A 24,025-nucleotide genomic window follows, 5' to 3' on the forward strand; every position below is an offset into this window, starting at 1 on the left:
ACACAACCGGCAGTAAAGAATAGCCTTCAGCAGTTCGTACATACGTGGAATGGGCTGGCCGTGCAAGGGAAGCGTCGCGGAACCGCAACAATCGCCGGCCTTTAACGAAAATGACAAAATTAGGCGGTTAACCGCTGGGATTGGTTGCGGTAAGACGGTCCCGCGGAGGCACGGATTTGGCAGCAGGCCGGGCAAACTACCTTTCTTGGCTGGGATGCGCGTCACTGTGCGTCACGCAAATGTTATATGCGGGAGCGATTCCGGCGCAGGCTCAGAGCGGGCCGGTCGGCCAGGTTCCGCCTGTGGTCGTGGGCCCAGGGTTCCCGATCGCCTCCGATGTCCGCTTGGCCGGCGATTCCCGGCAGACCCGATTCGTGCTCGATCTGGACAAGCCGGTTCCGTTCCGCGCCTTCGTGCTGAGCGACCCCTATCGCGTTGTGGTCGACCTGCCGCAGGTGAGCTTTCATCTCCCCGCAGGGGCGGGAACCAATGGTCGCGGCTTGGTGAAGGCGTTCCGCTATGGGTTGGTCATGCCTGGCGGCTCGCGCATCGTCGTCGATCTCACCGGGCCGGCCCGAATCGCCAATTCGTCGGTCCTCGACGCCGCCAACGGGCAGCCGTCGCGTCTGGTGCTGGAGCTGGAGGAGGTCGACGAGGCCACTTTCGCGCGCGCGATCGGCATCGACAGCCGCTCTCAGGGCAAGCCGACCGATTCGAACGGGCCAATGGCCCCGATCGCGGCCACCCCGACTGCCGCCGGCAACCCTCTGGCCGTCAGGCCGCCACCGACCACGGTCGCGGTCGCGCCGACAGGACCTGCCGGAGCCCCTGACACGCGGCCCGTGGTCGTGATCGATCCGGGTCACGGCGGTATCGACTACGGAACCCAGGGCGGCGAGGTGCCCGAGAAGAACCTGGTGCTCGCCTTCGGTCAGGCGCTGCGCGATCGGCTCGAGCGGTCGGGCAAATACCGCGTGATCATGACGCGTGATGACGACACATTCATCCCGCTCGGCGACCGGGTTCGCATTGCGCAGAAGCTATCGGCGGCACTGTTCGTCTCGGTCCATGCCGATGCGCTGCCGCGGGGCGAGGGCGACGCCCAGGGCGCCACCATCTATACATTGTCGGACAAGGCCTCCGATTCCGAAGCGGAGCGGCTGGCGGAGGCGGAAAACCGTGCCGACCTGATCGGCGGGGTCAACCTGACGGAAGAGCCTGCGGATGTCGCCGACATTCTGATCGATCTGGCCAGGCGCGAAACGCGCACCTTTTCCAACAGGTTCGCTCGTGTCCTGATGAACGACTTGAAGACGGCCGTGCATCTGCACAAGCGGCCGCTGAAATCGGCAGGTTTCCGCGTCCTGAAGGCGCCTGACGTGCCTTCGGTGCTGGTCGAGCTGGGTTATGTCTCCAACAAGGGAGACATGGGGAACCTGATCTCCGAGACGTGGCGCTCGCGTACTGCGGACGCGATGGCGCGCGCGATCGATGCATTCCTGGCCAAGCGCATCGCCAATGCCGGTGGGGAACGGGCCGAGAAGCCGGCTCCGGCGCGTGCAAAGCCCTAGTTTGGCCACAGCAACAGCCGTATAAACGTGCTGCGAGGCACCCGGAATCACGTAAGGATTCCTTCTCGGCAGACTTGTGATAGGCTTAACCGTTGATAGGTTGGACCGTGCGGTTATCTGGCATGGGTCACGTGGAATTGCGGCCGACTGCGTGATGTCGGCGGAAGCGCACCTGAGGCGCGCCGCGTCCAAGCCGAGAGATGAACAAGAGTTGGAACGGATATTCGCCGATGCGCTTTATGGTGCGGTTTTTGGGCTTCCTGTTCGCGGCCGGTACCGTTGTCTTTCTGGTCGGCGTGGCGGCGGCAGCCGGCCTGATCTGGCACTTCTCCAAGGACCTGCCTGACTACTCCCAGCTCCAGGATTACGAGCCGCCGGTCATGACGCGCGTCCATGCGGCGGACGGTTCGCTGGTCGGCGAATATGCCAGGGAGCGGCGGCTCTATCTGCCGATCCAGGCGGTTCCGAAGCTCGTCATCAACGCCTTCCTCGCCGCCGAGGACAAGAACTTCTACGAGCATGGCGGCATCGATTTCACGGGCATGGCTCGCGCTGCCGTCGTCTATGCCCAGAACTTCGGCTCGAACCGACGTCCACAGGGCGCCTCCACCATCACCCAGCAGGTTGCCAAGAACTTCCTCCTGACCAACGAGGTCTCGTTCGCCCGCAAGATCAAGGAAGCGCTGCTGGCGATGCGCATCGAGCGGACCTATTCCAAGGACCGGATCCTCGAGCTCTACCTGAACGAGATCTATCTTGGGTCAGGCGCGTACGGCATTGCGGCCGCGTCGCTGGTCTATTTCGACAAGTCCGTCAACGAGCTTACGGTGGCCGACGCGGCCTATCTGGCGGCGCTGCCGAAGATGCCTGGCAGCTTGCACCCGATTCGTAACCGCGACCGCGCCATCGAGCGTCGCAACTACGTCATCGACCGGCTGCTCGAGAATGGCTGGATCAAGCAGGCCGATGCGGACAAGGCGCGCAAGGACCCGCTGACAATCGCGAGCCGCAACACCGGTGCGCACATCTTCGCCGGCGAATATTTTGCCGAGGAAGTCCGGCGCGACATCTTCGAGCGCTACGGCGAGAAGAAGCTCTATGAGGGCGGGCTGTCGGTACGCACGACGCTCGATCCGAAGGTCCAGGTCATGGCGCGCAAAGCCATGGTCGCGGGTCTCGTGAGGTATGACCAGGAGCAGGGCTATCGCGGGGCCGTCTCCAAGCTCGACATTTCGGGCGACTGGGGCGTCAAGCTCGCCGACATCAAGTCGCTCTCCGACATCTCGCCTTGGCGGATGGCCGTGGTGCTCGAGACCAGCGACCAGTCCGCCCGCATCGGCTTCCAGCCGGCGCGCGAGCTCGGCGGCGCCGTCAGCAAGGAGCGCCAGACCGGCCTGATCACGCTCGACGGCGTGAAGTGGGCGCGCGCCATGTCCGGCAACGGTCGCGGCAAGACGCCGACCTCGGTTGCGCAGGTGCTGCAGCCGGGCGATGTGATCTATGCCGATCCGCTGTTCAAGGAAGGCAACCCTGTCGAAGGCCAGTACCGGCTCGAGCAGTTGCCGGAAGTATCGGGCGCGATGGTTGCCATGGACCCGAACACCGGCCGCGTGCTGGCCATGGTGGGCGGCTTTTCGTTCGACCAGAGCCAGTTCAACCGGGCCACGCAGGCCTACCGGCAGCCTGGATCGTCATTCAAGCCGATCGTCTATTCGTCGGCGCTCGACAACGGCTACACGCCGTCGACCCAGGTCGTCGACGCCCCGATCGAGATCGACCAAGGGCAGGGCGGCCAAGTGTGGCGTCCTGAGAACTTTTCGAACGGCAAATATCAGGGCCCGACGACGCTACGCAACGCCCTGCGGCTGTCCTTGAACACCGTCACGGTGCGGCTGGCGCAGGACGTCGGCATGCCGTTGATCTCGGAATACGCCAAGCGGTTCGGCGTTTATGACGAGCTGCCGAATTACCTCTCTTACGCACTCGGCGCGGGCGAGACCACGGCCATGCGCATGGTCACGGCCTATTCGATGATCGCCAATGGCGGCCGCCGGGTGAAGCCCACTCTGATCGACCGCATCCAGGACCGCTACGGCCACACCATCTTCAAGCATGACGCCCGCGAATGTCGCGGCTGCGAGGCACCGGACGGCTGGAAGAACCAGAGCGAGCCGCAGCTCGTCGACCGCCGCGAGCAGGTGTTGGATACGATGACGGCCTACCAGGTCACCTCGATGCTGGAAGGTGTGGTGCAGGCGGGTACGGCGACCGTGCTCAAGGAGGTCGGAAAGCCGATCGCCGGCAAGACCGGCACCACCAACGAGGCCAAGGACGCCTGGTTCGTCGGCTTCTCGCCGGATCTCGCCGTCGCGATCTATATGGGCTACGACAAGCCGCGGCCGCTCGGCAAGGGCAATGCCGCGACGGGCGGCCATTTGGCCGCGCCGATCGCGAAGGACTTCATGAAGCTCGCGCTGGCCGACAAGCCGGCGACGCCGTTCAAGATCCCGGCCGGCATCAAGCTGGTGCGCGTCGATTCCAAGACCGGCATGCGTGCGAGCCCGGGCGACGGCGGCCGTACGATCATGGAGGCGTTCAAGCCGGGCACCGCACCGCCGGACAACTACTCGGTGATCGGCGTCGCCGACGCCGACGGCCGCAGCATGAGCCCGTCGCAGAGCGGCGGCCAGCCCGACGCCGGCAGCTTCATCATCCGTCCGGGGACCGGCAGCCTCTATTAGGCCTTAGGCCTGCGAAACTCACGCTAGTGCGGTGCAGGGCGATTGCGCTTTGCGCCGTGCGCCGCTACATCCCCAGCCAGACCTGATGCTGCGGTGGTTCGACCGCAGCCCGAAGAGAGCGATATGCGCGCCGAAATCGAAAAAATCGTAGAAGAGATCAAGCAGTCGGTCGGGCTGCTGAGGAGGCATCTTTGACGTCGAGACATCGACGGCAAGGCTAGCCGAGCTGAACAAGCTCGCCGAAGATCCCAATCTCTGGAACGATCCCCAGAAAGCTCAGAGGCTGATGCAGGAGCGGACCTCGCTGGAGGATTCGCTGACCGGCATCGGCAAGGTCGAGCGTGAGCTTAGCGACAACATCGAGATGATCGAGCTCGGCGAGGCCGAGAACGATTCCGGTGTGGTGAGTGAAGCCGAGAACGCGCTCAAGGCTTTGAAGAAGGAAGTGGCGCGCCGCGAGCTCGAGGCGTTGCTGTCCGGCGAGGCCGACAAGTTCGATACCTATCTCGAGGTGCATGCCGGCGCCGGCGGCACCGAGAGCCAGGATTGGGCTCAGATGCTGCTGCGCATGTACGCGCGCTGGGCCGAGAAGCACGGATTCAAGATCGAGTATCTCGAAGAATCGCTGGGCGAGGAGGCCGGCATCAAGTCGGCGACCATCCAGATCTCCGGCCACAACGCCTATGGCTGGCTGAAGACGGAAGGCGGCGTGCACCGCCTGGTCCGCATCTCGCCGTTCGATTCCAACGCGCGGCGCCACACCTCGTTCTCGTCGGTCCAGATCTTCCCGGTCATCGACGACAGCATCAAGATCGACATCAAGGAATCCGACGTCCGCACCGACACGATGCGGTCCGGCGGCGCCGGCGGCCAGCACGTCAACAAGACCGAATCCGCGGTGCGGCTGACGCACATCCCGACCGGCGTAGCGGTGGTCTGTCAGGCGGGCCGATCGCAGCACAAGAACCGCGCCCAGGCCTGGGACATGCTGCGCGCGCGTCTCTATGAGATCGAGCTGAAGAAGCGCGAGGAGAAGGCTGCGGCCGACCAGGCGGCCAAGACCGAAATCGGCTGGGGTCACCAGATCCGCTCCTACGTGCTGCAGCCGTATCAAATGGTCAAGGACCTGCGCACGGGCGTGCAGACATCCGACACTGCGGGCGTGCTCGATGGCGATCTCGACGAGTTCATGGCGGCGACCCTGGCGCAGCGTGCATTCGGGACGACACCGGGCGCTGCCATCGACGACGTGGATTGAGCGTGGCTCGCGTCGCCTTCATCGGGCTCGGGCGGATGGGCCATGGCATGGCTGCGCGTTATCTCGACGCCGGTCATGCCGTCGCAGTCTGGAATCGCAGCAAGGCCAAGGCTGAGGATCTCATTGTGCGCGGCGCGCGCTGGTCGACCTCTCCGGCCGACGCCGCGATCGATGCCGATGCGGTCGTCACCATGGTCGCCGATGACGACGCCTCGCGCGCGGTGTGGCTCGGACCGGACGGCGCCGCGGCGACCATGCGGGTCGGCACGATCGCGATCGAATGCTCGACCGTGTCCCGCGATCACGCACTGCGCCTGTCGCGCGAGCTGAACGCGCGTGGCGTGATCTACCTCGACTGTCCGGTGACTGGGCTGCCCGAGGCGGCGGCGAGCGGCAAGCTCACGCTGCTGGTCGGCGCCGACGCCGCCGATCTCGAGCGTGCCCGGCCGTTTCTCACGCCGATCGGTTCGACCATCCGCCATTTCGGCCCCGTCGGCGTCGGCACGGTCTACAAGCTGATCAACAACCTGTTGGGCGCGATCCAGATCGCAGGTCTTGCCGAGGGACTCGCGATCGCCGAGCAGGCCGGGCTCGACATGAGCCTCGTGCTGGAGGCGATCCAGGGCGGCGTCGCGGCGAGCCCGCAGGTGCTCCGGCACGCGCCGCGCATGATCGCCCGCAACTTCGCCGATGCGAGCTTCACGGCGGCGCTGCGCCACAAGGATGCGGCCTACGCGCTGCAGCTCGCGGAGCAGCTGCTTGGTGAGCGTCCGGTCATGGCGCAAGCCGCCGTCGATGCCTACGCGCGGGCCAAGGCGGCCCTGCCGGATGAGGATGAAGGCCGTATGATCGAGCTCATCTCGCGCCGAAAGCCCCCGGCCTGATCGCGACGCCGGCATTTTTCGTCGCCCTGAAATCGGGTGGCCACTGCTGGTCTCGGCCTGCAGTCTGCATTCATTGGCCGGAGTGCAGATGGTGACCATGATTGCGCAAAAGGAGCAGATGGACGGACAGGATTGGTCGCTGCTGCTGGTCCTGTCGATCCTATGGGGAGGTTCCTTCTTCTTCAACGGCATTGCGTTGAGAGAGCTACCACCGCTGACCCTGGTGCTGCTGCGGGTCGTGATGGCTGCCGCCATCCTGCTGCCGGTGCTGCATCTGCGTGGCCTGAGACTGCCGAAGGATGTCGCCGGGTGGCGGCCGTTCGTGGCCGTGGCGCTGTTCAACAACGTCGTGCCCTTCTCGCTGATCGTGGTCGGCCAGACCTTCATCTCGTCCGGGCTCGCCGCGGTCCTCAATGCGACCACGCCGCTGTTCACGATCCTCGTGATGGTCGCGGCCGGTGACGAGATGTTGTCGGCGCGGCGCGTCGGCGGCGTCCTGGCCGGGCTGATCGGCGTCGTGATCCTTCGCGGCGCTCCAGGCCTCGACCATTCCGGCAGCGGCATCGGGATCATGCTCGGACTTGCGGCCTGCATGAGCTACGGCGTAGCGGCGCTGTTGGCCCGGCGCTACCTTGCGCACTCTCCACCGCTCGCAACCGCCACCTGCCAGCTCGTCGCCTCCAGCGTGATGATGCTGGCGATCGCCGGCGTGGCGGATCGGCCCTGGACCCTGGCGATGCCGGGGCTGCCGACGTGGCTCGCGATCTCTGGGCTTGCGACGCTGTCGACCGCCCTGGCGTATATCCTGTTCTTCAATATTCTGCGCCGTTCTGGGGCGACCAATGTGATGCTGGTGACCCTGCTGGTGCCGATCACTGCGATCCTTCTGGGATCGCTCGTGCTTGGCGAAAGCCTGTCGTCACGTGAGATCATCGGTGCGCTGGTGATTGGCAGCGGGCTGCTGATCATCGATGGCCGCATCTTCCGCGTGCTGCGGGTCGCGGCGCGGCCGAACACCTAGCTCAACTGAGCGATCGTCGTTTCTTCCATTCCGCGTGCCATACGGCGAAGCGGCCGCTGTCGCGCACGGCGCCGTGGCGGACGGCGTAGGTCGCGCCGCTACTCGCCACCATGATCACGGCATCCAGGCCTTTCGCACGGCGCAGCGTCTCGATGGCCTGCGCCGGAGTCTGCGCGATCGGCCCGCCGACATTGAACGAGGTGTTGACCGACATCTCGACGCCGACGTGGCGGCCGAGCGCTTTCAGGTAGGCATAGGTGAGGGGATCGTCGTCCGCGCGCACGATCTGAATCCGTCCTGTCCCGTCGGCGTGAACGACGGCGGGGATCTTGTCGCGCGCATGCGGCTTCGCATGCGCCGTCAGCACCATATAATTGTAGGCGTTATAGCCGGCGTCGGAGGCGCCGTCTTCGAGCACGAAATATTCCTGCGCTGCTTCCAGCGTGGCCATCGGGGCCAGCGGCCGGATCGCCTCGCGATACTTAACGCGCGCATTCAGGCGTTCGCGCACGTCGGCACCGCAGGGATTGGCGAGGATTGAGCGATGGCCCAGCGCGCGCGGGCCGGTCTCACCGGCGCCCTGATAGAGCGCGATGACGCCGCCTTGCGCGACCGCAAAGGCCATGAGATCTGCGACGCCATCGCGCCCTTCGTTGGTCGCGACCTCGCCGATCAGTTCTGCCTGTACGTCGTCGGCTGCGACGGCGGTTTCGATCTCATCGCGCGAAGGCGGCAGGCCGCAGTAAAAAGCGTGCTGCAGCGGCGCGCTGCGCGGCGCGTCGGCGAGACGGGCGAACAGCCAGGCGGCGCCGATGGGAACGCCAGGGTCGCCGGGCACAGGCGGCACCCACAGGTGCAGCGGCATCTTGCGTCCTTGCGCACGCGCGAACCAAGCCTCGTCGAAATGCTCCAGCAGCCGCATGTTGCCGACGGCGTTCAGGGCGACGCCTCCCGTCAGGATCAGCCGGTTGGCGCCGGTGCGCCGGAGCAAGTGGTCGACGACGTGGATCATCGCATCCTCGAACACCATCTGCGTCGCCGCTGCCTTGTCGAGCCGGTCCTGCGTGCCCGGGCGATGAGAGATGTCCTCGACCCGCAATACGGCATCGGGATTCCACAGCTGCGATGGTTGCAGCGGCTCGCCGAGGATGTCGATCAGCGCGGCATGATAAGGCCGCTCGAACGGGTCAGCGTACCAGTTCGCCAATCGGCGGTTGATCCTGACCTGACCGTCCCCGGCGAGGATCAATACGTCCTTGAGCCGGGAGTAATAGGGATTGGTGGCCCGATCCATGTTGCCCCAGGCCGCCGCGCCCATGTAGCGCCCCTCGCAGGACAGCCAGGTCCAGCCGCCTTGGGTTGAGGCGATGACGCTGTAGAACGCGCCGAGCGACTCGAACATGCTGTCATTGCAGAACAGCGGGCGCATCGCGTCGCCCTTGGCCTCGTAGAGCGAGACCGAGCCACGGTCGCCGGTGCCGTCGAGCACGGCGATGGCGACCGGCGCGTCGTCAGCGGCGAACGGCGAGGCTGCATAGGAGAACCAGGCGTGGTTGTCGTGATGCGGCATCATGATCAGCGGCACGCGATCCGATAATCCGAGCTGCTTGGCGAGGATCTTAGGCGTGCGCGTCATCTGGTCCATGCGACGCGCGTCGAAGCCCGCGGCCTCGGTGCTCCGCAGCAGCTTGAGGCTCTGCGGCGCCTCTTCCAGGATGCTGCGGGCGAGCGTGCCGGCCAGCGCCGGATAGTCCCAGGTGGTCAGCCAGGCGAAGATGTCGCCAGCATCACGCCCGATGCCGCGCAGCGCCGCGACCATCGCGTCGATCGAGGCGCGCGGATATTCGGTGGTGTGCTTGTTGCCGGAGAACCGCTCCTCCTCGTTGTTGAGGATCAGGCGGGGACCTGCCGCCTGCGTCACCTCGATCAGGGCGACGCCGGAATTATGCGTGCCGGGCGGGCCGAGACCAGCGAGATACAGCGTCTCCCCGCGTGCCAGGCGTTCGCGCGCTTCCGCGATGCGCGCTTGCGCGAAGGCCGAACCGAGCCGGTGGAAGCCGGCGCGGGCGAACAATTTTGCCGCCAGCCATTCGGCGGCACCGGCCGCGATCGCGCCGAGCCGCGGATGCTTGGGGCCGATGCGCTGCGGCGAGCCCACGCGCGCGCGATCACTTCGTGCCGAACATGCGGTCGCCGGCATCGCCGAGGCCGGGCACGATGTAGGCGTGATCGTTGAGCCGCTCGTCGATCGCCGCGGTCCAGATCGGGATATCCGGATGCTCCTTGCTGAACCGCGCAATGCCTTCCGGCGCCGCCAGCAGGCAGACGAAACGGATGTCGCGGGCGCCGCGCGCCTTCAGGAGCTCAGCCGCGGCGCAGGCGGAGTTGCCCGTCGCCAGCATCGGGTCCATCAGGATCACGGTGCGGTCGGTCAGGTCCTGCGGCGCCTTGAAATAATACTCGACCGCCTGCAGCGTGTTGGGATCGCGGTAGAGCCCGATATGGGCGATGCGCGCCGACGGCATCAAGGCCAGCATGCCGTCGAGGAAGCCGACGCCGGCGCGCAGGATCGGCGCGAGCGTCAATTTCTTGCCGGCGATCTTCGGCGCCTTCATCGGCGCAATCGGGGTCTCGATGTCGACCAGCTCGAGCGGCAGATCGCGCGTGACCTCATAGGCGAGCAGCATGCCGATCTCGTTCAAGAGCTCGCGGAAGCCCTTGGTGGAACGGTCGCGCTCGCGCATCAAGGAGAGCTTGTGCTGGACCAACGGATGATCGACGACGTGGACTTGGGAGTTTGCCATGGCCCTTGTCTAGCGGGATCTCGGGTTTTGTTCCAGATGGGTCGCGCAGCGCGATGGCTTTGCCAGTTTCATGGCAGCACCTCGCGGCGGTCGGCGAGCATGGCCTCGGCCTGGTTGCGCCGCTCCGACAGCAGGCCGGCAGTGGCATCCTGGATCAGGTTGAGCAGCACCTGCGCATCGCTGAGCCGCGGCACCGTCACATAGTCCGCGCCGGCGTCATAGAGGTCATTGACGTCCGCCAGCAGGTCGGCGGTGGCGACGATCTTGGCTGTGGTGTTGATGCTGCGGACGTGACGCACCAGCTTCTCGTTGTTGGCGCCTTTGAGCAGCGAATCTGGGATGCTCAGGATGATCAACTCGGCCTGGCCGACCCCGGCATGGACCAGCGTGTCGACATTGCTGATGTCGCCATACGTCACCTGGATGCCGCGGTCGGAGAGGGTGCGGAACACCACCGGGTTGAAATCGACGACGCCGATCTGCTCCAGCAGCGCCGGCTGGTTGCGCTCGATTTCGCTGAGCAGGGCGCTCGCGGTACGGAAGAATCCCAGCAGCACGATCGGCCGTCCGGCGCCATGTCCGCCGTCGTGGCCTGCCTCGCCGTCCTTGGTCGCGTCGAGGTCGCGCAAGCCCATCCGCTTCAGCAGCGGGATGCTCCGCCGCACGATCGGGTCGGAGCGCACGATGACGAAGGTCGAGAGCACCGCGAGCAGCACGAAGGCAAAGGAGGCCGCGCTGGACGTGCCGCTCTTGAGGTGGCCGGCGGCGGCGCCGGTCTGGATCACGACCAGCGAGAACTCGCTGATCTGGGCGAGGTTGAGCGCGGGCAGCAGGCTCGCGCGCAGGCCTTGCCGCATCATGTAGAGCGGCGCGAAGGTCGTCAGCAGCCGGCTCACGACCGTGAACAGCGCGATCACCAGCGCGAGCCCGACCACGGACATCGTCGGAATCGGGATGGTCATGCCGAGCGCGACGAAGAACAGGGTGATGAAGAAATCCCGCAAGGTGGTGACCTTGGCGGTAACGTCGAGCGCGTAGGGAAAGGTCGAGAGCGAGACGCCCGCGATCAGCGAGCCCATCTCGCGCGACAAATGCAGCTGCTCGGCGATCTCGCCGATCAGGAAGCACCAGGCCAGCGCGCCCAGCAGGATCAGCTCCGGGGTGCGCGCGATGCGGTGGAACAGCGCCGGCAGCACGTAGCGGCTGAGCAGCAGCGCAATCGCGACCAGCGCGCCGGCGCGAGCGAACGACAGCAGGATCACCCCGATATGGAGGTCGTCGAGGCTCGGCTGCACCGCCAGGAACAGGATCGCGAACACGTCCTGCAGCACCAGCACGCCGAGCGTGATGCGGCCGGGCAGGGTGTCGAGCTCGCGCTTCTCGTACAGCACCTTGACGATGATGACCGTCGAGGACAGCGCGCAGGCGACGCAGAGATAGAGCGCGTCGTAGCTCTCGGCGCCCATCCGCATGCCGATCGCGACGAAAAACAGGATGCCGAGCGCCGCGCCACCAAGCAGCTGGACGCCGCCCGCGATCAGGATCACCGGGCCGGCGCGGATGATCTTCTTCAGGTCGATCTCGAGCCCGATCATGAACAGCATGAAGATCAGGCCGAGCTCCGAGATCACCGAAATCGATTCCTGGGACTTGACCCAGCCGGTGCCGAAGGGGCCAATGGCGAAACCCGCGACCAGATATGCGAGAATCGAGGGCTGGCGCCATTTGTGCGCGGCCAGTCCAAGCACCCACGCAAACAGGATGCAGAGCGTGATGTCGCCGATCAGTTCATGCATGAAGCAACCCCCGGGGCGGCAATTTATGTCGCGCCGCCGCGCAAGGAAACCCGCAATCTGTCACATGCGGGCTGTCGTCTTCGCACTGGCGCTCGCCGGCTGTCTCGCTGCGGGCGGCACGCAGGCGCGGGCCGCCGACGCAGTGACCACGACGTTCGCGAGCTCCCTGACCGCGGTTCCGGCGGAAGCCGCCTCCGTCACCGGCGCCGTCTACGTCCCGGTCTATTCCAGCGTCGCGATGACGCCCGGCAGGATCCAGGCCGATTTCTCGGTGACCCTGAGCATCCACAACGCCTCCGAGCAGCGGCCGCTGATCATCCGGCGCATCAACTACTACGACACGGCCGGCGCGCTGGTCGAAACCTATCTGCGCGAGCCGGTGGCGCTGAAGCCGTTCGCCACCATCGAGATCTTCGTGGCCACCAAGGACGTGCGCGGCGGCACCGGCGCCAATTTCGTCATCGACTGGGCCGCGACCGGCGAGATCGCCGAGCCCGTCGTCGAGGCGCTGATGGTCGGCGGCATCGGCGCCGGCCATTACGCCTTCATCAGCCAGGGCCGCCCGATCCGGTCGGCCGGGAGGTGAAAGGACCGCGGCTCACGCGCTCCGCACATTGCTGAGGAACCTGCCGACCTCGCTCCGCAGCCGGCTGCTCTCTTGCGACAGCGACTGTGCTGCCGACAACACGCTGCCCGAGGCGGACCCGGTCGCGGCGGCGCCGCGCTGGACGTCGACGATGTTGGTGTTGACCTCCGACGTGCCGCGCGAGGCTTGCTGGATGTTGCGCGAGATCTCCTGGGTGGCCGCGCCCTGCTGCTCCACGGCGGCGGCGATGGTCGAGGAAATCTCCGACAGCCGCTCGATCGTGGTGCTGATCTCCTGGATCGCGGTCACTGAATCCTGGGTCGCCGACTGGATGCCGGAGATCTGCTGGGCGATCTCGCCGGTCGCCTTCGAGGTCTGCTCGGCGAGCGCCTTGACCTCGGACGCCACCACCGCGAAGCCGCGGCCGGCGTCGCCGGCGCGCGCCGCCTCGATCGTCGCGTTCAGCGCCAGCAGATTGGTCTGGCCGGCGATCGAGTTGATGAGCTCGACGACGTCGCCGATACGGGCGGCGGCCTTCGACAGCTGGTTGACGCGGTCGTTGGTGGTGCGCGCCTGGTCGACGGCGCCGGTGGCGATCCGCGCCGATTCCTGCACCTGGCGGCTGATCTCGGTCACCGACGAGGTCAGCTCTTCCGTGGCCGAGGCGACCGACTGGACGTTCGTCGAGGCCTCCTCGGAGGCTGCGGCCACGGTGGTGGCCAGCTCCTGCGAGCGCGTCGCGTTCGACGTCAGCGTACCGGCGGAGCTCTCGAGTTCGGAGGAGGCGGCCGACACGGTCTGCACGATGCCGCCGATTGCGCCTTCGAACTCGCTGGCGAGCTTGTCCATCTCGGCCTTGCGCTTGACCTCCGCCGTGCGCTGGATCGACTTCACCTCTTCGCTGTTGAAGCGGACGATGGCCTGCACGGTCTGCAGGTTGCGTAGCGCCTCGCCGATCTCGTCGTCGCGCTCGACCGGGATGCGGTTGTCGAGCTTGCCCGCGGTGATGTTCTGCATGGCGTCGTTGAGCACCTTGAGCGGCCGCAGCACCGCGCGGATGCTCTGGATTCCGAGCAGGGCGCCAAATCCGACACCGGCGAGGATCAGGACGGAGACGAGCAACAGCACGACGACATACTGGCGCTCGGCTTCCTCGTAGAGCGCCTTGGCTTCCTTGACCTGGATCGCCACGAGCTTGTCGAGCTCCTTCTTTCCCTCGACGAACAGATCGTGGCCCTTGGTGGCGATATGCTGGCTTGCCTCGTCGAACTTGTGCTGCTGGAGCAGGGCCAGCGCCGGCCTGATACCTTCCTCGAGATAGGCCTTGCGCCTGATCGCATAGGCGTCAGCCACGGCCCTCTCCTCCGGCGTCAGGTAGCTCGCCATGTAGTCGGTCCAGAGCTTCGAAATCCTGGCACTGTTCTCGTCCACCACCGCGCCGATGCCGTCGATGGATTTTCCGGCCTTGCCGTTCGCCGCCGCGGCCTGCTGCGACGACATGTTCTGCAGCGTGCGGTCGTTGATCTCGAACAGCTGCGAGAGGGGAATTGTGCGGTCCTCGTACATCGATTTCATGCCGACATTGCCGGTGTGCGTCGACAGGATGCCGGCCACGCCGATGATCAGCATGAACACGCCCAGCAGCGCCACCAGCGTGATCAGACGCGCCTTCAGCGTGCCGGTGAAGAACGACAGGCGGTCGAACACCGAGCGGCGGCGGATGACGCCGGCGCTGATCTCATAACCCTGCGCCTTGTTCTGGTTGAGCAGCGCATAGACCTTCTCAGCCTCGGCGCGCTGCTCGGCCGGCAGCTTGGTGCGGATCGAGGTGTAGCCGGTGACCTCGCCGTTCTCGCGGATTGCCGATGCGGAGGCCTGCACCCAGTAGAAGTCGCCGTTCTTGCGGCGGTTCTTGACCGCGCCGGCCCATGGCTTGCCTTGCTTCAGCGTGTCCCAGAGATTGCCGAACGCCGCCGGCGGCATGTCGGGATGGCGGATGATGTTGTGCGGCTGGCCCATCAATTCGTCGGGGGTGAAGCCCGCGGCGGCGACGAACTGGTCGTTGAAATAGGTCAGCTTGCCCTTGAGGTCGGTGCGCGAGACGATCAGGGTCTCATCGGTGATCGGGTATTCGGTGTTCGTGACGGGCAGGTTCTTGCGCACGGCGTGAGCTCCAGCTGTCCCGCTTGACTACGGATATCGAGTACGGCGAACGGGACCTGCTAACAGGGCCTGGAATGGTTAAAGGTTGCATAAAATCTAGGCACCGTAAGACTACGCGCTGTGCACCGCGGTCTTGATGCCGCCCGACGCTGCGCTGGCAGCTAAGCATCTGATTCAACATACAGAAATGCGCCCCGCGGCGCGCCTGCGCCCGAGCTTTCGGCAGCGAGCCCTCGAAACGAGGGCGCCGGGAATGCCGGGTGAAGGCCTCACCCATGGCCCGCCTGCAGACAAGAAAGCAGGCGGCAGTCACCACAGGTTAAGCCGATCAACCGGCATTCCCTGCGCGATGGCTTTACGGATTATACGCGATCTCCCCGGGGACCGGGCTTTCTTGCCCCCGTCATCCGCGCCGATTGCATCTGCACCGGCACGAACTTGGTGTAGCGCGCAATTTCAAATGACACCCTGCGCAAGTTCAAATGTCACCCCCTGTCCCCCCGGGGTATTGCCTCTAAACAACCGGCCCGGGCCGCCCTGGGGAACATCGACACCCCCTAGGTTGTGATGGTAATATCGATCGCCTTGCCGGCGACCGCCGGCTGGCCGGGGCTGGGGGGCCATCCGAGATGCACGGAACCGACAGACACAGCGCGGTCGATGGCCGCATCGCGACCCATGTGGGAGATTATCGCCCCGATATTGACGGCCTGCGCGCAATCGCGGTGATGTCGGTGGTCATCTTTCACGCGTTCCCACAGACGCTGCGCAGCGGCTTTGTGGGGGTGGATGTCTTCTTCGTAATCTCTGGCTACCTGATCACGACCATCATCCTGACCGATCTCGCCGCTGAACGTTTCAGCCTTGCGAACTTCTATACGCGCCGCGTACGCCGCATCTTCCCAGCACTCATCGTCGTGCTGTCCTGTTGCCTGATCGCAGGCGCCTTCTTGCTTTGGGCGGATGACTTCGCCCGGCTCGGCAAGCACGCCGCCGCCGGAGCAGGGTTCATCGCAAACCTCGCACTGTGGCAGGAAGCGAGCTATTTCGATGTCGCTTCGGACTCCAAGATCCTGCTGCACCTGTGGTCCCTCGGTATCGAAGAACAGTTTTACCTGGTCTGGCCCGCTCTCATGCTGCTGGCCTGGCGCGGCCGCCTCAATCGATTTGTGTTGATCGCAACCGTTCTTGCATCTTCCCTGACCTATGGCGTCAAGGCGACTGCTACAGATCCAGTCGCAGCGTTTTACTCGCCCGCCTCCCGGCTGTGGGAGCTTGCGGCTGGCGCAAGCCTGGCGAACCTGACGCTCTTTCCGCCCCGTGCCATGGCCTGGACCGAGCGCGCGATCGCTACAGTTCTCGCGGCCATATTCTTCGAGCGCGATGTCGACGCCGATCGCGCCTACCGCCACGTGCTTTCGACCCTGGGCATGTCCTTGGTCCTGGCGTCGACCGTTGTGGTCACCCGACGTCATGAGTTCCCGGGTTGGTGGGCTTTGCTGCCGGTGACCGGCGCCTATCTCGTTATCCTGGCTGGTCCCGAGGCCTGGCTCAACAGGTGGGTTCTGTCCAACAAGGTTATGGTGTGGTTCGGGCTCATCAGCTACCCGCTTTATCTCTGGCATTGGCCACTGCTGACATTCGCGAGGATACACTTCGGCAATATTTCGCCCCCGCCGCAGCTTTTGGCCGTCCTGGTCGCGCTCTCCGTCGTGCTCGCCTGGCTCACCTATCAGTTCATAGAAAAGCCCATCCGGTTTGGGCAACGAACGAGGAGGGTCTCTATCCCCGCCTTGATGACCGCAATGGTCGCGATCGGTGTGTTTGGAATCGTGGATGTCGTCAGTAAGGGCTTTCCCGGCCGACTTGAGCAGGACAAGGCTGCCTATGCTGATTATTTCAACGTGGGTTCGCCAAGGCTGCAGGCCGAGTACATCAATTTTATCTCGCAGAACCAATGCAACTTCTACCCATGGGATGCCACGGTTCCATCGATCGCCCCTCGCAGCGCCATCGATCTGAGCTGCTACACTCGCCACTCCGAGCAAAGCGTGATGATCATTGGAGATTCCAACGCATCCGACCTCTACTATGGGCTCCACGAGGTTCTGCCGAAAGCCATTTCGCTGCTCTTGATCTGGAGCTCGGGATGTCAGGTCAGCGAAGTGATCGAGCGCATCATCGACACCAATCACTGCCACATGGCGAACTACTTTGCGTTGCAGCGCATCAAGGCCGACCCGCCTACGGTCCTGTTGTTGTCGTCCAATAACTCCTTCGACATTGCCTACATCCGCCGGTTCGCAAAGATGGTGAAGAGTTTCGGCGTGAAACATGTGCTTGTCCTTGGGCAGCGGCCACACTGGAAGCCGTTCCTCTATAAGGTTGTCCTCGACAATTATTGGCCTTCCGTCCCGCGCTACATCCAGGGCCATCTGGACGATGATCTGATGGCTTTCACGAAGACGTTCCAGTCGCAACTGCAGCCCGATGAGCCATTCGAATTTGTCGACGAGCTGAAGCAGTTCTGCAACGCGGAAGGCTGCCTGAGCTATCTTGGAACCGATCCCAAGGAGGGGCTTATCACCGCAGACACAGTCCATCTGCGGCCGTTGGCGTCCGTCTGGTTAGCGCGTCAGCAGCTTGCTCCCTTGATCACGGAGCGGCTTGGCGAGTGAGCCGCGCTAATAGGCATATGCGCCTCTGGCGCTGCTGACTGTGAGGCCGGCAGGTAGCGCCGCGGCGTTATACTTGAAGGTATGACCGTCATCGACAATAATGTTTCCTGGCGTACCCCAAGCCGCAGCGTTGCCCGTGATCGCCGTTCCGGCTGTTGTGAAGCCAGGGCCATACAGCTCCATGAAGTTCGTGATGGCGAGGGCGCCGGTCGGCTGCATGCCGGGACCAAGCGATATTTGTCCACCGCGATCAGTCCGGATGATGTTCTTGAACGTGTTGGTGAACGTCAGGATGTTGAAGATGGCGAAGATGCAGGCGCCGTTGTCGAGGTAAACGCCGACGTCGTTCGCGCCACCGCCCTGAATCGTTACCCCCGAGAAGGTGTCGATGAGTCCATTGCCGTGCATCTTGAGAACAGCTTTCCCAAAAGTGTTATTTTGGGACTGCAAGTACATGTCCTGAATAATAAGCTCGGCGTTATCGCCAACTGACACCAGATCAGTACCGTTTGAGCCGAGCATGGTCGCTTGGCCGCCGTTTCCCTTGAGATAGACGACGTTCGAACCGACCGGCTGTCCACCCAAGCTGAGGGACTGAACGAATGTTTGGCCGGCTGTCGGGTAGATCGTTGCACTACTACCGGCCTGATCGACGCCGTACCAGATGAAGGATGCCGCATCTTGAAGCTGCGAGAACGCGCCTGCGCCGGTCGCTAAGCCGTCCACCGTCCCCAGAGCGCCGCCGCCACTATCGACACAGGCAAAGACAGTTCCTTGCACCCATCGCTGTTTTTTGGGGGTCCAATCCCAAACAGGTCCAGATCCATCATCAGCGCTGAAGACCTGCACATTCTGACCGGGGTAAAGTATCGACTTCGTGCCGTTCAGATTGATCCGCCTACCGCGGCCCGTGCCGATTCCGGAATATGAGTCGGTGTTGCGGACCATGACCGCGAAATCCGAGGGATAGCTCGACGCGGGGCCGAACGTCAGTTCGAAAAAGGTGTTGGTGCCGAGGCTCAGGGTCGACCCAGCATCGTTGGCGACAACGGGGTATGTGGCGGTCTTTGCTGCGGACTGCTTGTTGCGCCACCCGGCGACCGGGCTAAGCGCGGCAACGTCAATAGAGATAACCCGCCACGCTCCGTCGCCAAGCGGCAGCGCCCAGCAAGAATCCCCCGGCGAGAACGTGTAGTTCTGCCCGCCCGGCATCAGAAGTTTTGATGAGCTCAAAAAGGTCGGTCGCCCGACGAGATAGAGATGGATCGGCGGCCCCTTGGGCCAGCCCGGCAGGCCGCGGACGGTGCCGGTGCCCTCGACCCAATAGGCGTCGCCGAGCGCATGGATGGCGAGCTCGGGCGTAGACGCCAGCACGCCACCATAGCGATGCAGCGGAGGGATCTGCGGCGTCGCCGGGAACGAGGATGCGCGGTTCGACATGTCAGAGGTCTCCGCCCTGCGCGAACACTTTGAACGCCTCCGCATTGTGAGTGGCAGCCATCAGCGACCAGCCGGACGGCAGCACCAGACCATTGGAGAAGTTGACCTCATCCTCGAACACCGAGATTGCCGTCGACGGAGTGATCGCGGACACCAGGCGCTCCTTGCGCAAATACTTGTTGGTGCCGTCATTCAGAAAGAACCGGATGGCGCCGGCGGTGGTTATGCCCGATGCGATGATGGCGAGACTGTCGACCCGCGACCCCGATGCGCCGGCACTGACCAGCGTCACCAGCAAGCCGGTGCCGTCGCGATTGGTGTTTGCGGCCGAGAGCGCGGCCTGCCAGGTCTTGGGTACTCCGACGAAGACGGGTGCCGATGCCATAAATCATATCCCTTTCAAGAGCAGATGTTGGTGGGGAGAGACCGTCAGCTACAGCTCGACCACTGCAGAAAAGCGTTCGCGCCGGCACTGACTCCGGCGATGGCCGCGTCGAGATCAGCCTTGGAGGCCTGCGCGAAGCCGCCGACCGTGGTACCGTCGTGCAGATAGAGCCGCTTATTAGTCATGTCTGGAGTGACCTCTCCAGGCGCCCCGGTGAATGCTGCGATACCCGCCGCGTTATTGCGGCGAAGCTGGAGCTGTGTTGCCGTCGTCATGCTGCTACTCCCAAGTCAACGATCTGAAGGACGGGATCTGAGGTCGAACCGAGGTCGCCGACTGCGGCCGTACCTCCGATGAAGTGTGGTCCGGCCCAGTCGGCCGACGTGTTCGAAGCCTTCACCCAGAGTCGGAACGGCAAGACGTCGGTCTGGAGATACTTGAATCCTTGCGCCTGACCGTCATAGATCGAGCGCTGGGCCAGCGTGCCCGATGCGTCGGGCTCGATGCCCACACCCTGAATGCCCTGGATACCCTGCGGCCCCTGAGCGCCTTGCGGAATCCCGAACGCCAGGCTGGCGGCTCCACTGGTGCCGAGATTGGTGACCGTCGCGCTTGACCCGGCCGGCAGCGTCGTGACCGCATTGATCGCGATCGTTGCCGCCGTGCCGGGCGCGCCCGGGTCGCCCTTGTTGCCCGGGTCGCCCTTGATGCCGGCTGCCGCGACCAAATCCCAGAACGCCGGGTTGGACTCCGGTGGCTTGTTGGTGCTCGGCGCCTTGGCAAGGTAGCTCGACCCAAGGCGCGAGACCGTGTCGCTGATGACGTAGGCAATCGCGCTATCCCATGTGCCACGATTGGTGCTCGTGCCGGCCGGATTGCCCTGTGGAACCCACACGCCACCGGTCTTGAACCACAATTGCCAAAGTCCGGTGTTGGTCTTTAGCGCATATTGTCCATCGTCGCCGATCGCTGGATCAGGCGTTAATCCGGCGACGAAATAAAAGGTACCCATTCCGTTGAGAAGCGCGACCAGCCGTTCGACGTCTTCGTTGGCCTGCGTCGTGTTGCGCGAGCCAGGCAGTTTCCAGATCTTGTAGGCCGCGGCACTGATCGCGCCACCGCCCCACTGCGGAATCGCAACATGCGTGTCGTCGACAACGTCGATGATGACCGACTGATATTGTCCGACCTGCAGCACGTCTCCCGGTAGGACATTGGTGAACCAAAGCGTGGTTGTGCCAATCGCCGCAGTGCCATTCGCTGCAATCGAAATTGTGCCGGTGCCGTAGTTCGAAAGCGTCATCGTCTGAAGTCCGTGATGTAGAGCTGGCCGGCCAGCAGGCTATAGTTGGCGCCGTAATTCACGATCCTGACTTGAAAGTTATGAACGCCGTCCGACAGGTTCTTTTGCGTGTGATGCACGGAGAACGGTGTATACAGCTCATGGAGACCCGAGGTCCCATAGAGCGTATACGACCAAGTAAATTGCCGAACCAAACTGCCATCCACGTAGAATGCGATCGCGGAGGCCGGACGCGAGCCGGCATAATTTGCAGGCGGGCTCGCCCACTCCGCCGAGAGCATCATCGTCGCCTTGCCCGACTTGATCGCAACGTTCTGACTCAACAACGTCGTTCCGATCGAAGATGAAGCTGGCGGCGTATCGAACAGTTGTGTGTTGCTCACCGCGCCATTGATGATGTTAGGCAGATCGACGCCGTTCACAGCGAGCTGAAGCGTCGAGATCGAGCCGGCCTGGATCACCCGCGCATTGAGCGTCCCGTCGAGGAACATGTTGGCGGCGATGCCGATTGCGGGCGATCCATTGAGCGTCCCGATCGTGAAGACGGGCAGCGGACTATTGCCATTGTAGCCGGGAAACTGCACTTCGAACTTGTCAGCGCGGAACGTGCAGGAGGTAAAGCCCGCGCCGCCGTTGAACAGATCGAAGCCGGTCGCGACGCCGTCGACCGTCAGCGCCAGTGAATATCTTGCATTGGCCCAGCCCTCGATCGTCGCCACGGCCTGCGCCGTCTCGGTGATCGAGGCGTCGACGTCGCCGAACCGGGCGGTCACCGTGGTCTCAAGTGAGGCAACGGCCGTGTGAGCATCGACGGCGACCGTGTCGACACGCCCGATCTCCGCATAGGCGGCGCCGAACTGCGCGAAAATCTGCGAGCGGATCTCATGCTTGTCGATCCATCCACGCGACATCGCCTCCGAAAGCCGGGCCTCAATCTGCTGCAGCCGGTCCGTAATCCGATCTTCCATCTGCCGCTGAAGCGCGGTCACCTGCGCCGCGACCGCTGCGTCGAACTCTGCGAGTGAGAGCCGGATGTCCTCCGTCGTCACCCCGATCCACGACGACCACAACATATCCCGCGGCGTCGACGGGATGAACTGGCCACGCACCTGATAGGTGGTCGCCGGCAGGATGCCTTGTGTGATGATCAGGCTGCCGGCGGTCACACGCTCGGTGCGGCCGCGCGTTACATGCGATCCGTCGGAAGCGAGCCGCACCTCGAACTGCACAGCGGACACCCCGAGCGTATCGCCGGCCCAGCTGATCAGAATCGCCGGGCGTCGCGCCAAGCCGGTATCGTCGAGCAGCGCGTAGGGCTGCGCGCTCCAGTCTGCGATCCCCTGTGCGGGGGGCGGAATCGATCCGACGACACCGCCGATGACGGGAACGAATTCGGTCCCGGTATGCCAGTCGTAATCGGCCGGATCGACCTCGGTGAGATTGAGCGTAACGTCGAGGTTGTCCTGGTCGATCGCCGAGTCGACCCGAAACAGCTTGGCGTCATAGCCGTTGCGCACGCTCGTCCAGGCGCCGACGTCGCCGGGCTCGACGATCCAGAATGCAGGCGGCAGCACGAGCGTGTGGGTGCGCGCGCGCTGCGCCTCCTCGATCGCGGACTTCTGCAGCCGCTGTACCTGCTCGGCGTACGGCACGAAGTCGAACTGCGGCGACGCCATCAGGCGCCGGTTGCCGTCGCGCATTTCGAGATCGGTGCGATAGTAGGCCGGCGCGGTGTCGTAGTTCCAGCCCTGTGCCGGCGACGGATAGCGCGCCTGGATGCCGTTCACGCTCTCGGACAACGAGAAGAACGGCTTGTAGAGCTGCGCCTCCGTCGACAGGATGTCGTCGTCGGAGAACGCGAAGGTCGGTGTATCCGGTTCGCCGACGTGGACCTTGTAGAAGCCGCCGATCTCCGACAGACGCCCCTGGCACGAGGTCAGGATGGTCTCCAGCGCATTCGCTGCCTGTGTGTCGACGTTGATCTGCCCGCCACAGCGATAGACAGGCTCCGCGCCGCCGGCCGCGGCAATCGTCGCGCGGCATTTGGCGACCTGTGTGATCCAGTTCGTTGCCGGCAGCCGCGCCGGCGCCATGTTCTGCAGCCCGTAGAGCCACACGCCGTTGTAGTGGAAGCCGCGCAGGATATTGAAGGCATGTACCACGGGATAGTCGTCGCCGTCGCCGCCCCAGGTATTCTCGTCGTTGTATCGATGCGAGCCGGAGCCGCCGACCGTCGAATCCTTCGACGGATCGTAGAGCGGCACCCCGGACAGCTCCCATTTGAACTCGGGAAAGCCGTTCCAGAGATTCTCGTCGGCAAGGTAGGTGACGACGGCGTAGCAGATGCCGCGGCCGATACGATTGACGCCGTAGGGGCGGTCGGCGGAGGACGCCGCATTGATCACATAGGCATCGGCCGCCGTCTGTGTGCCGCCATAGTACTTGATCCAGAGATGCGGTGTGGCCCCACCCTCGCCGTTGTGCGGGCGGATAAACTCCGGCACCGGATATCCGATCGAGCTTGATCCCCAGGTGCCGGCATCCGCGCCGCCAGCGGCCAGCGTAATGCGTTGCCCGTTGACCCACACGCCAACCAGGCGCTCGCGCGGCAGGTCAGACAGAGCGATGACCTGCGTCACATAGGCGTTGGGCGTGTCGCCGAAATTGCCGTGATGGTTCGCATAGGTCAGCGATCCGGCCGTCATGTGATAGCCGAGCCCGAACGAGCGCGGCACGGCGCCGCCGCCGGTGAGCTTGCCCTGGACACCGAAATTGTCGGTGTTCTTTTGCTCCTTCTGGCCCGAGATCGCCTTCGCCGCATAGGATAGGCCGAACGACGCCGCGGCGTACACGGCAGCGTTGAGCGCAAAAGCGACCGCGGTGGCGATGAAGCCCTGCGAGATGCCGATTGCGGCGGCGATTGCGGCTGCTGTGAAGATCGCCATGTCAAAGCGCCTTCAAATAGTGGGTCTCGGCGCCCAGATAGCCGCGACGGCGATAGAGCGCGGCAACGTCCGGATCGTCGCCCATGCCGGCCATGCCCGCGAAGATACAGCCTCGGCCGCGCGCCCACGCCTCATAGGCATCGAGCATCGCGAGCGCCGATCGGCCGCGGTGGTCCGGCTCGATCCACCACGCCGTCTCCTTCGCCATCCAGATCGGAGCGAAACCGTGCTCGAACGCGGCGGCTAACAGCAGCCCCTGCGCAATGCCTGCGATGTCGAGCACGAGGGCACAAGCGAAGCCGCCGCGCAGATGGGCCTGGAACAGGCGCTCGGCGTAGTCCGGCCGGAATGACAAATCTCCGTCGCGCGCTCCGGAGATCCGAATTCCGACGTTCGTCTTCCAGACGCGGTGAAAAGAACGGAGCATCTCGACAGAGCGCGCAGTGTCCG

General features: G+C 64.4%; 17 protein-coding genes. 7 read left to right on the plus strand and 10 right to left on the minus strand.

What is annotated here, in order from left to right; all coding sequences use genetic code 11:
• Nucleotides 1-239 precede the first annotated feature (239 nt).
• The 5 genes from LQG66_RS03720 (at nucleotide 240) to LQG66_RS03740 (ending at nucleotide 7,475) form a co-directional block, all read left to right on the plus strand.
• Nucleotides 240-1,571, plus strand: a complete 1,332-nt coding sequence (locus LQG66_RS03720; RefSeq protein WP_425601284.1) for an N-acetylmuramoyl-L-alanine amidase — start codon at nucleotides 240-242, stop codon at nucleotides 1,569-1,571.
• 230 nt (nucleotides 1,572-1,801) lie between these two features.
• Nucleotides 1,802-4,312, plus strand: coding sequence for a penicillin-binding protein 1A (locus LQG66_RS03725; protein WP_231323532.1), 2,511 nt, complete (start codon nucleotides 1,802-1,804; stop codon nucleotides 4,310-4,312).
• A 123-nt stretch (nucleotides 4,313-4,435) separates the two neighbouring features.
• A protein-coding gene (gene prfB / locus LQG66_RS03730; protein ID WP_231323534.1) for a peptide chain release factor 2 occupies nucleotides 4,436-5,570 on the plus strand; the annotation gives its coding sequence in 2 pieces (ribosomal slippage) (nucleotides 4,436-4,504 and nucleotides 4,506-5,570; 1,134 coding nt in all).
• Nucleotides 5,571-5,572: 2 nt separating this feature from the next.
• Nucleotides 5,573-6,454, plus strand: a complete 882-nt coding sequence (locus LQG66_RS03735; RefSeq protein WP_231323536.1) for an NAD(P)-dependent oxidoreductase — start codon at nucleotides 5,573-5,575, stop codon at nucleotides 6,452-6,454.
• A gap of 97 nt (nucleotides 6,455-6,551) precedes the next feature.
• Nucleotides 6,552-7,475 carry a DMT family transporter gene (locus LQG66_RS03740; RefSeq protein ID WP_425601326.1) on the plus strand — a complete coding sequence of 308 codons (924 nt, stop codon included), beginning with the start codon at nucleotides 6,552-6,554 and terminating at the stop codon, nucleotides 7,473-7,475.
• Nucleotide 7,476: 1 nt separating this feature from the next.
• Here LQG66_RS03740 and LQG66_RS03745 read toward each other — a convergent pair whose 3' ends face one another.
• The 3 genes from LQG66_RS03745 to LQG66_RS03755 all read right to left on the minus strand — a co-directional run bounded on the left by LQG66_RS03745 (nucleotide 7,477) and on the right by LQG66_RS03755 (nucleotide 12,075).
• Nucleotides 7,477-9,633 carry a carbamoyltransferase C-terminal domain-containing protein gene (locus LQG66_RS03745; protein WP_231323540.1) on the minus strand — a complete coding sequence of 719 codons (2,157 nt, stop codon included), beginning with the start codon at nucleotides 9,631-9,633 and terminating at the stop codon, nucleotides 7,477-7,479.
• Between the two features lie 10 nt (nucleotides 9,634-9,643).
• Nucleotides 9,644-10,279 carry a uracil phosphoribosyltransferase gene (upp, locus tag LQG66_RS03750; protein ID WP_231323542.1) on the minus strand — a complete coding sequence of 212 codons (636 nt, stop codon included), beginning with the start codon at nucleotides 10,277-10,279 and terminating at the stop codon, nucleotides 9,644-9,646.
• A gap of 68 nt (nucleotides 10,280-10,347) precedes the next feature.
• Entirely contained in the window at nucleotides 10,348-12,075 is a 1,728-nt protein-coding gene (locus LQG66_RS03755) for a cation:proton antiporter (RefSeq protein ID WP_231323544.1), read from the minus strand.
• 64 nt (nucleotides 12,076-12,139) lie between these two features.
• Between LQG66_RS03755 and LQG66_RS03760 the strand changes: the two genes are divergently transcribed.
• Nucleotides 12,140-12,661, plus strand: coding sequence for a DUF3124 domain-containing protein (locus LQG66_RS03760; protein WP_231323546.1), 522 nt, complete (start codon nucleotides 12,140-12,142; stop codon nucleotides 12,659-12,661).
• A gap of 12 nt (nucleotides 12,662-12,673) precedes the next feature.
• Here the strand turns inward: LQG66_RS03760 and LQG66_RS03765 are convergent, their stop codons facing one another.
• A complete protein-coding gene (locus LQG66_RS03765; protein WP_231323548.1) occupies nucleotides 12,674-14,824 on the minus strand; it encodes a methyl-accepting chemotaxis protein in 2,151 nt (716 codons plus the stop codon).
• A gap of 629 nt (nucleotides 14,825-15,453) precedes the next feature.
• Between LQG66_RS03765 and LQG66_RS03770 the strand changes: the two genes are divergently transcribed.
• Nucleotides 15,454-17,502, plus strand: a complete 2,049-nt coding sequence (locus LQG66_RS03770; protein WP_231323550.1) for an acyltransferase family protein — start codon at nucleotides 15,454-15,456, stop codon at nucleotides 17,500-17,502.
• Nucleotides 17,503-17,508: 6 nt separating this feature from the next.
• Here the strand turns inward: LQG66_RS03770 and LQG66_RS03775 are convergent, their stop codons facing one another.
• Genes LQG66_RS03775 through LQG66_RS03800 form a run of 6 tightly spaced genes read right to left on the minus strand, consistent with a single transcriptional unit; the run spans nucleotide 17,509 to nucleotide 23,930 of the window.
• On the minus strand, nucleotides 17,509-18,942 hold the full coding sequence (locus tag LQG66_RS03775; RefSeq protein WP_231323552.1) for a hypothetical protein: 1,434 nt from the start codon (nucleotides 18,940-18,942) through the stop codon (nucleotides 17,509-17,511).
• A 1-nt stretch (nucleotide 18,943) separates the two neighbouring features.
• Entirely contained in the window at nucleotides 18,944-19,327 is a 384-nt protein-coding gene (locus LQG66_RS03780; RefSeq protein WP_231323554.1) for a hypothetical protein, read from the minus strand.
• A gap of 44 nt (nucleotides 19,328-19,371) precedes the next feature.
• Nucleotides 19,372-19,602 carry a hyaluronate lyase N-terminal domain-containing protein gene (locus LQG66_RS03785; RefSeq protein ID WP_231323556.1) on the minus strand — a complete coding sequence of 77 codons (231 nt, stop codon included), beginning with the start codon at nucleotides 19,600-19,602 and terminating at the stop codon, nucleotides 19,372-19,374.
• Nucleotides 19,599-20,630, minus strand: coding sequence for a hypothetical protein (locus tag LQG66_RS03790; RefSeq protein ID WP_231323558.1), 1,032 nt, complete (start codon nucleotides 20,628-20,630; stop codon nucleotides 19,599-19,601). Before LQG66_RS03790 ends, LQG66_RS03785 begins: the two co-directional genes overlap by 4 nt.
• Nucleotides 20,627-23,575, minus strand: coding sequence for a phage tail protein (locus LQG66_RS03795; RefSeq protein WP_231323560.1), 2,949 nt, complete (start codon nucleotides 23,573-23,575; stop codon nucleotides 20,627-20,629). Before LQG66_RS03795 ends, LQG66_RS03790 begins: the two co-directional genes overlap by 4 nt.
• Nucleotide 23,576: 1 nt before the next feature.
• The gene (locus tag LQG66_RS03800) at nucleotides 23,577-23,930 is read right to left on the minus strand and encodes a GNAT family N-acetyltransferase (protein ID WP_231323562.1); all 354 of its coding nucleotides are present in this window, start codon (nucleotides 23,928-23,930) and stop codon (nucleotides 23,577-23,579) included.
• Between the last annotated feature and the right edge of the window lie 95 nt (nucleotides 23,931-24,025).

This window comes from Bradyrhizobium ontarionense (assembly GCF_021088345.1).
Lineage (GTDB): Bacteria > Pseudomonadota > Alphaproteobacteria > Rhizobiales > Xanthobacteraceae > Bradyrhizobium > Bradyrhizobium ontarionense.

Bases quoted from the DNA above. Each gene is read 5' to 3' on its own strand.
- LQG66_RS03755 (WP_231323544.1), bottom strand. From the start codon at position 12,075: ATGCATGAACTGATCGGCGACATCACGCTCTGCATCCTGTTTGCGTGG.
- LQG66_RS03795 (WP_231323560.1), bottom strand. From the start codon at position 23,575: ATGGCGATCTTCACAGCAGCCGCAATCGCCGCCGCAATCGGCATCTCG.
- LQG66_RS03775 (WP_231323552.1), bottom strand. From the start codon at position 18,942: ATGTCGAACCGCGCATCCTCGTTCCCGGCGACGCCGCAGATCCCTCCG.
- upp (WP_231323542.1), bottom strand. From the start codon at position 10,279: ATGGCAAACTCCCAAGTCCACGTCGTCGATCATCCGTTGGTCCAGCAC.
- LQG66_RS03785 (WP_231323556.1), bottom strand. From the start codon at position 19,602: ATGACGACGGCAACACAGCTCCAGCTTCGCCGCAATAACGCGGCGGGT.
- LQG66_RS03740 (WP_425601326.1), top strand. From the start codon at position 6,552: ATGATTGCGCAAAAGGAGCAGATGGACGGACAGGATTGGTCGCTGCTG.
- LQG66_RS03790 (WP_231323558.1), bottom strand. From the start codon at position 20,630: ATGACGCTTTCGAACTACGGCACCGGCACAATTTCGATTGCAGCGAAT.
- LQG66_RS03720 (WP_425601284.1), top strand. From the start codon at position 240: ATGTTATATGCGGGAGCGATTCCGGCGCAGGCTCAGAGCGGGCCGGTC.
- LQG66_RS03760 (WP_231323546.1), top strand. From the start codon at position 12,140: ATGCGGGCTGTCGTCTTCGCACTGGCGCTCGCCGGCTGTCTCGCTGCG.
- LQG66_RS03780 (WP_231323554.1), bottom strand. From the start codon at position 19,327: ATGGCATCGGCACCCGTCTTCGTCGGAGTACCCAAGACCTGGCAGGCC.
- LQG66_RS03725 (WP_231323532.1), top strand. From the start codon at position 1,802: ATGCGCTTTATGGTGCGGTTTTTGGGCTTCCTGTTCGCGGCCGGTACC.
- LQG66_RS03770 (WP_231323550.1), top strand. From the start codon at position 15,454: ATGCACGGAACCGACAGACACAGCGCGGTCGATGGCCGCATCGCGACC.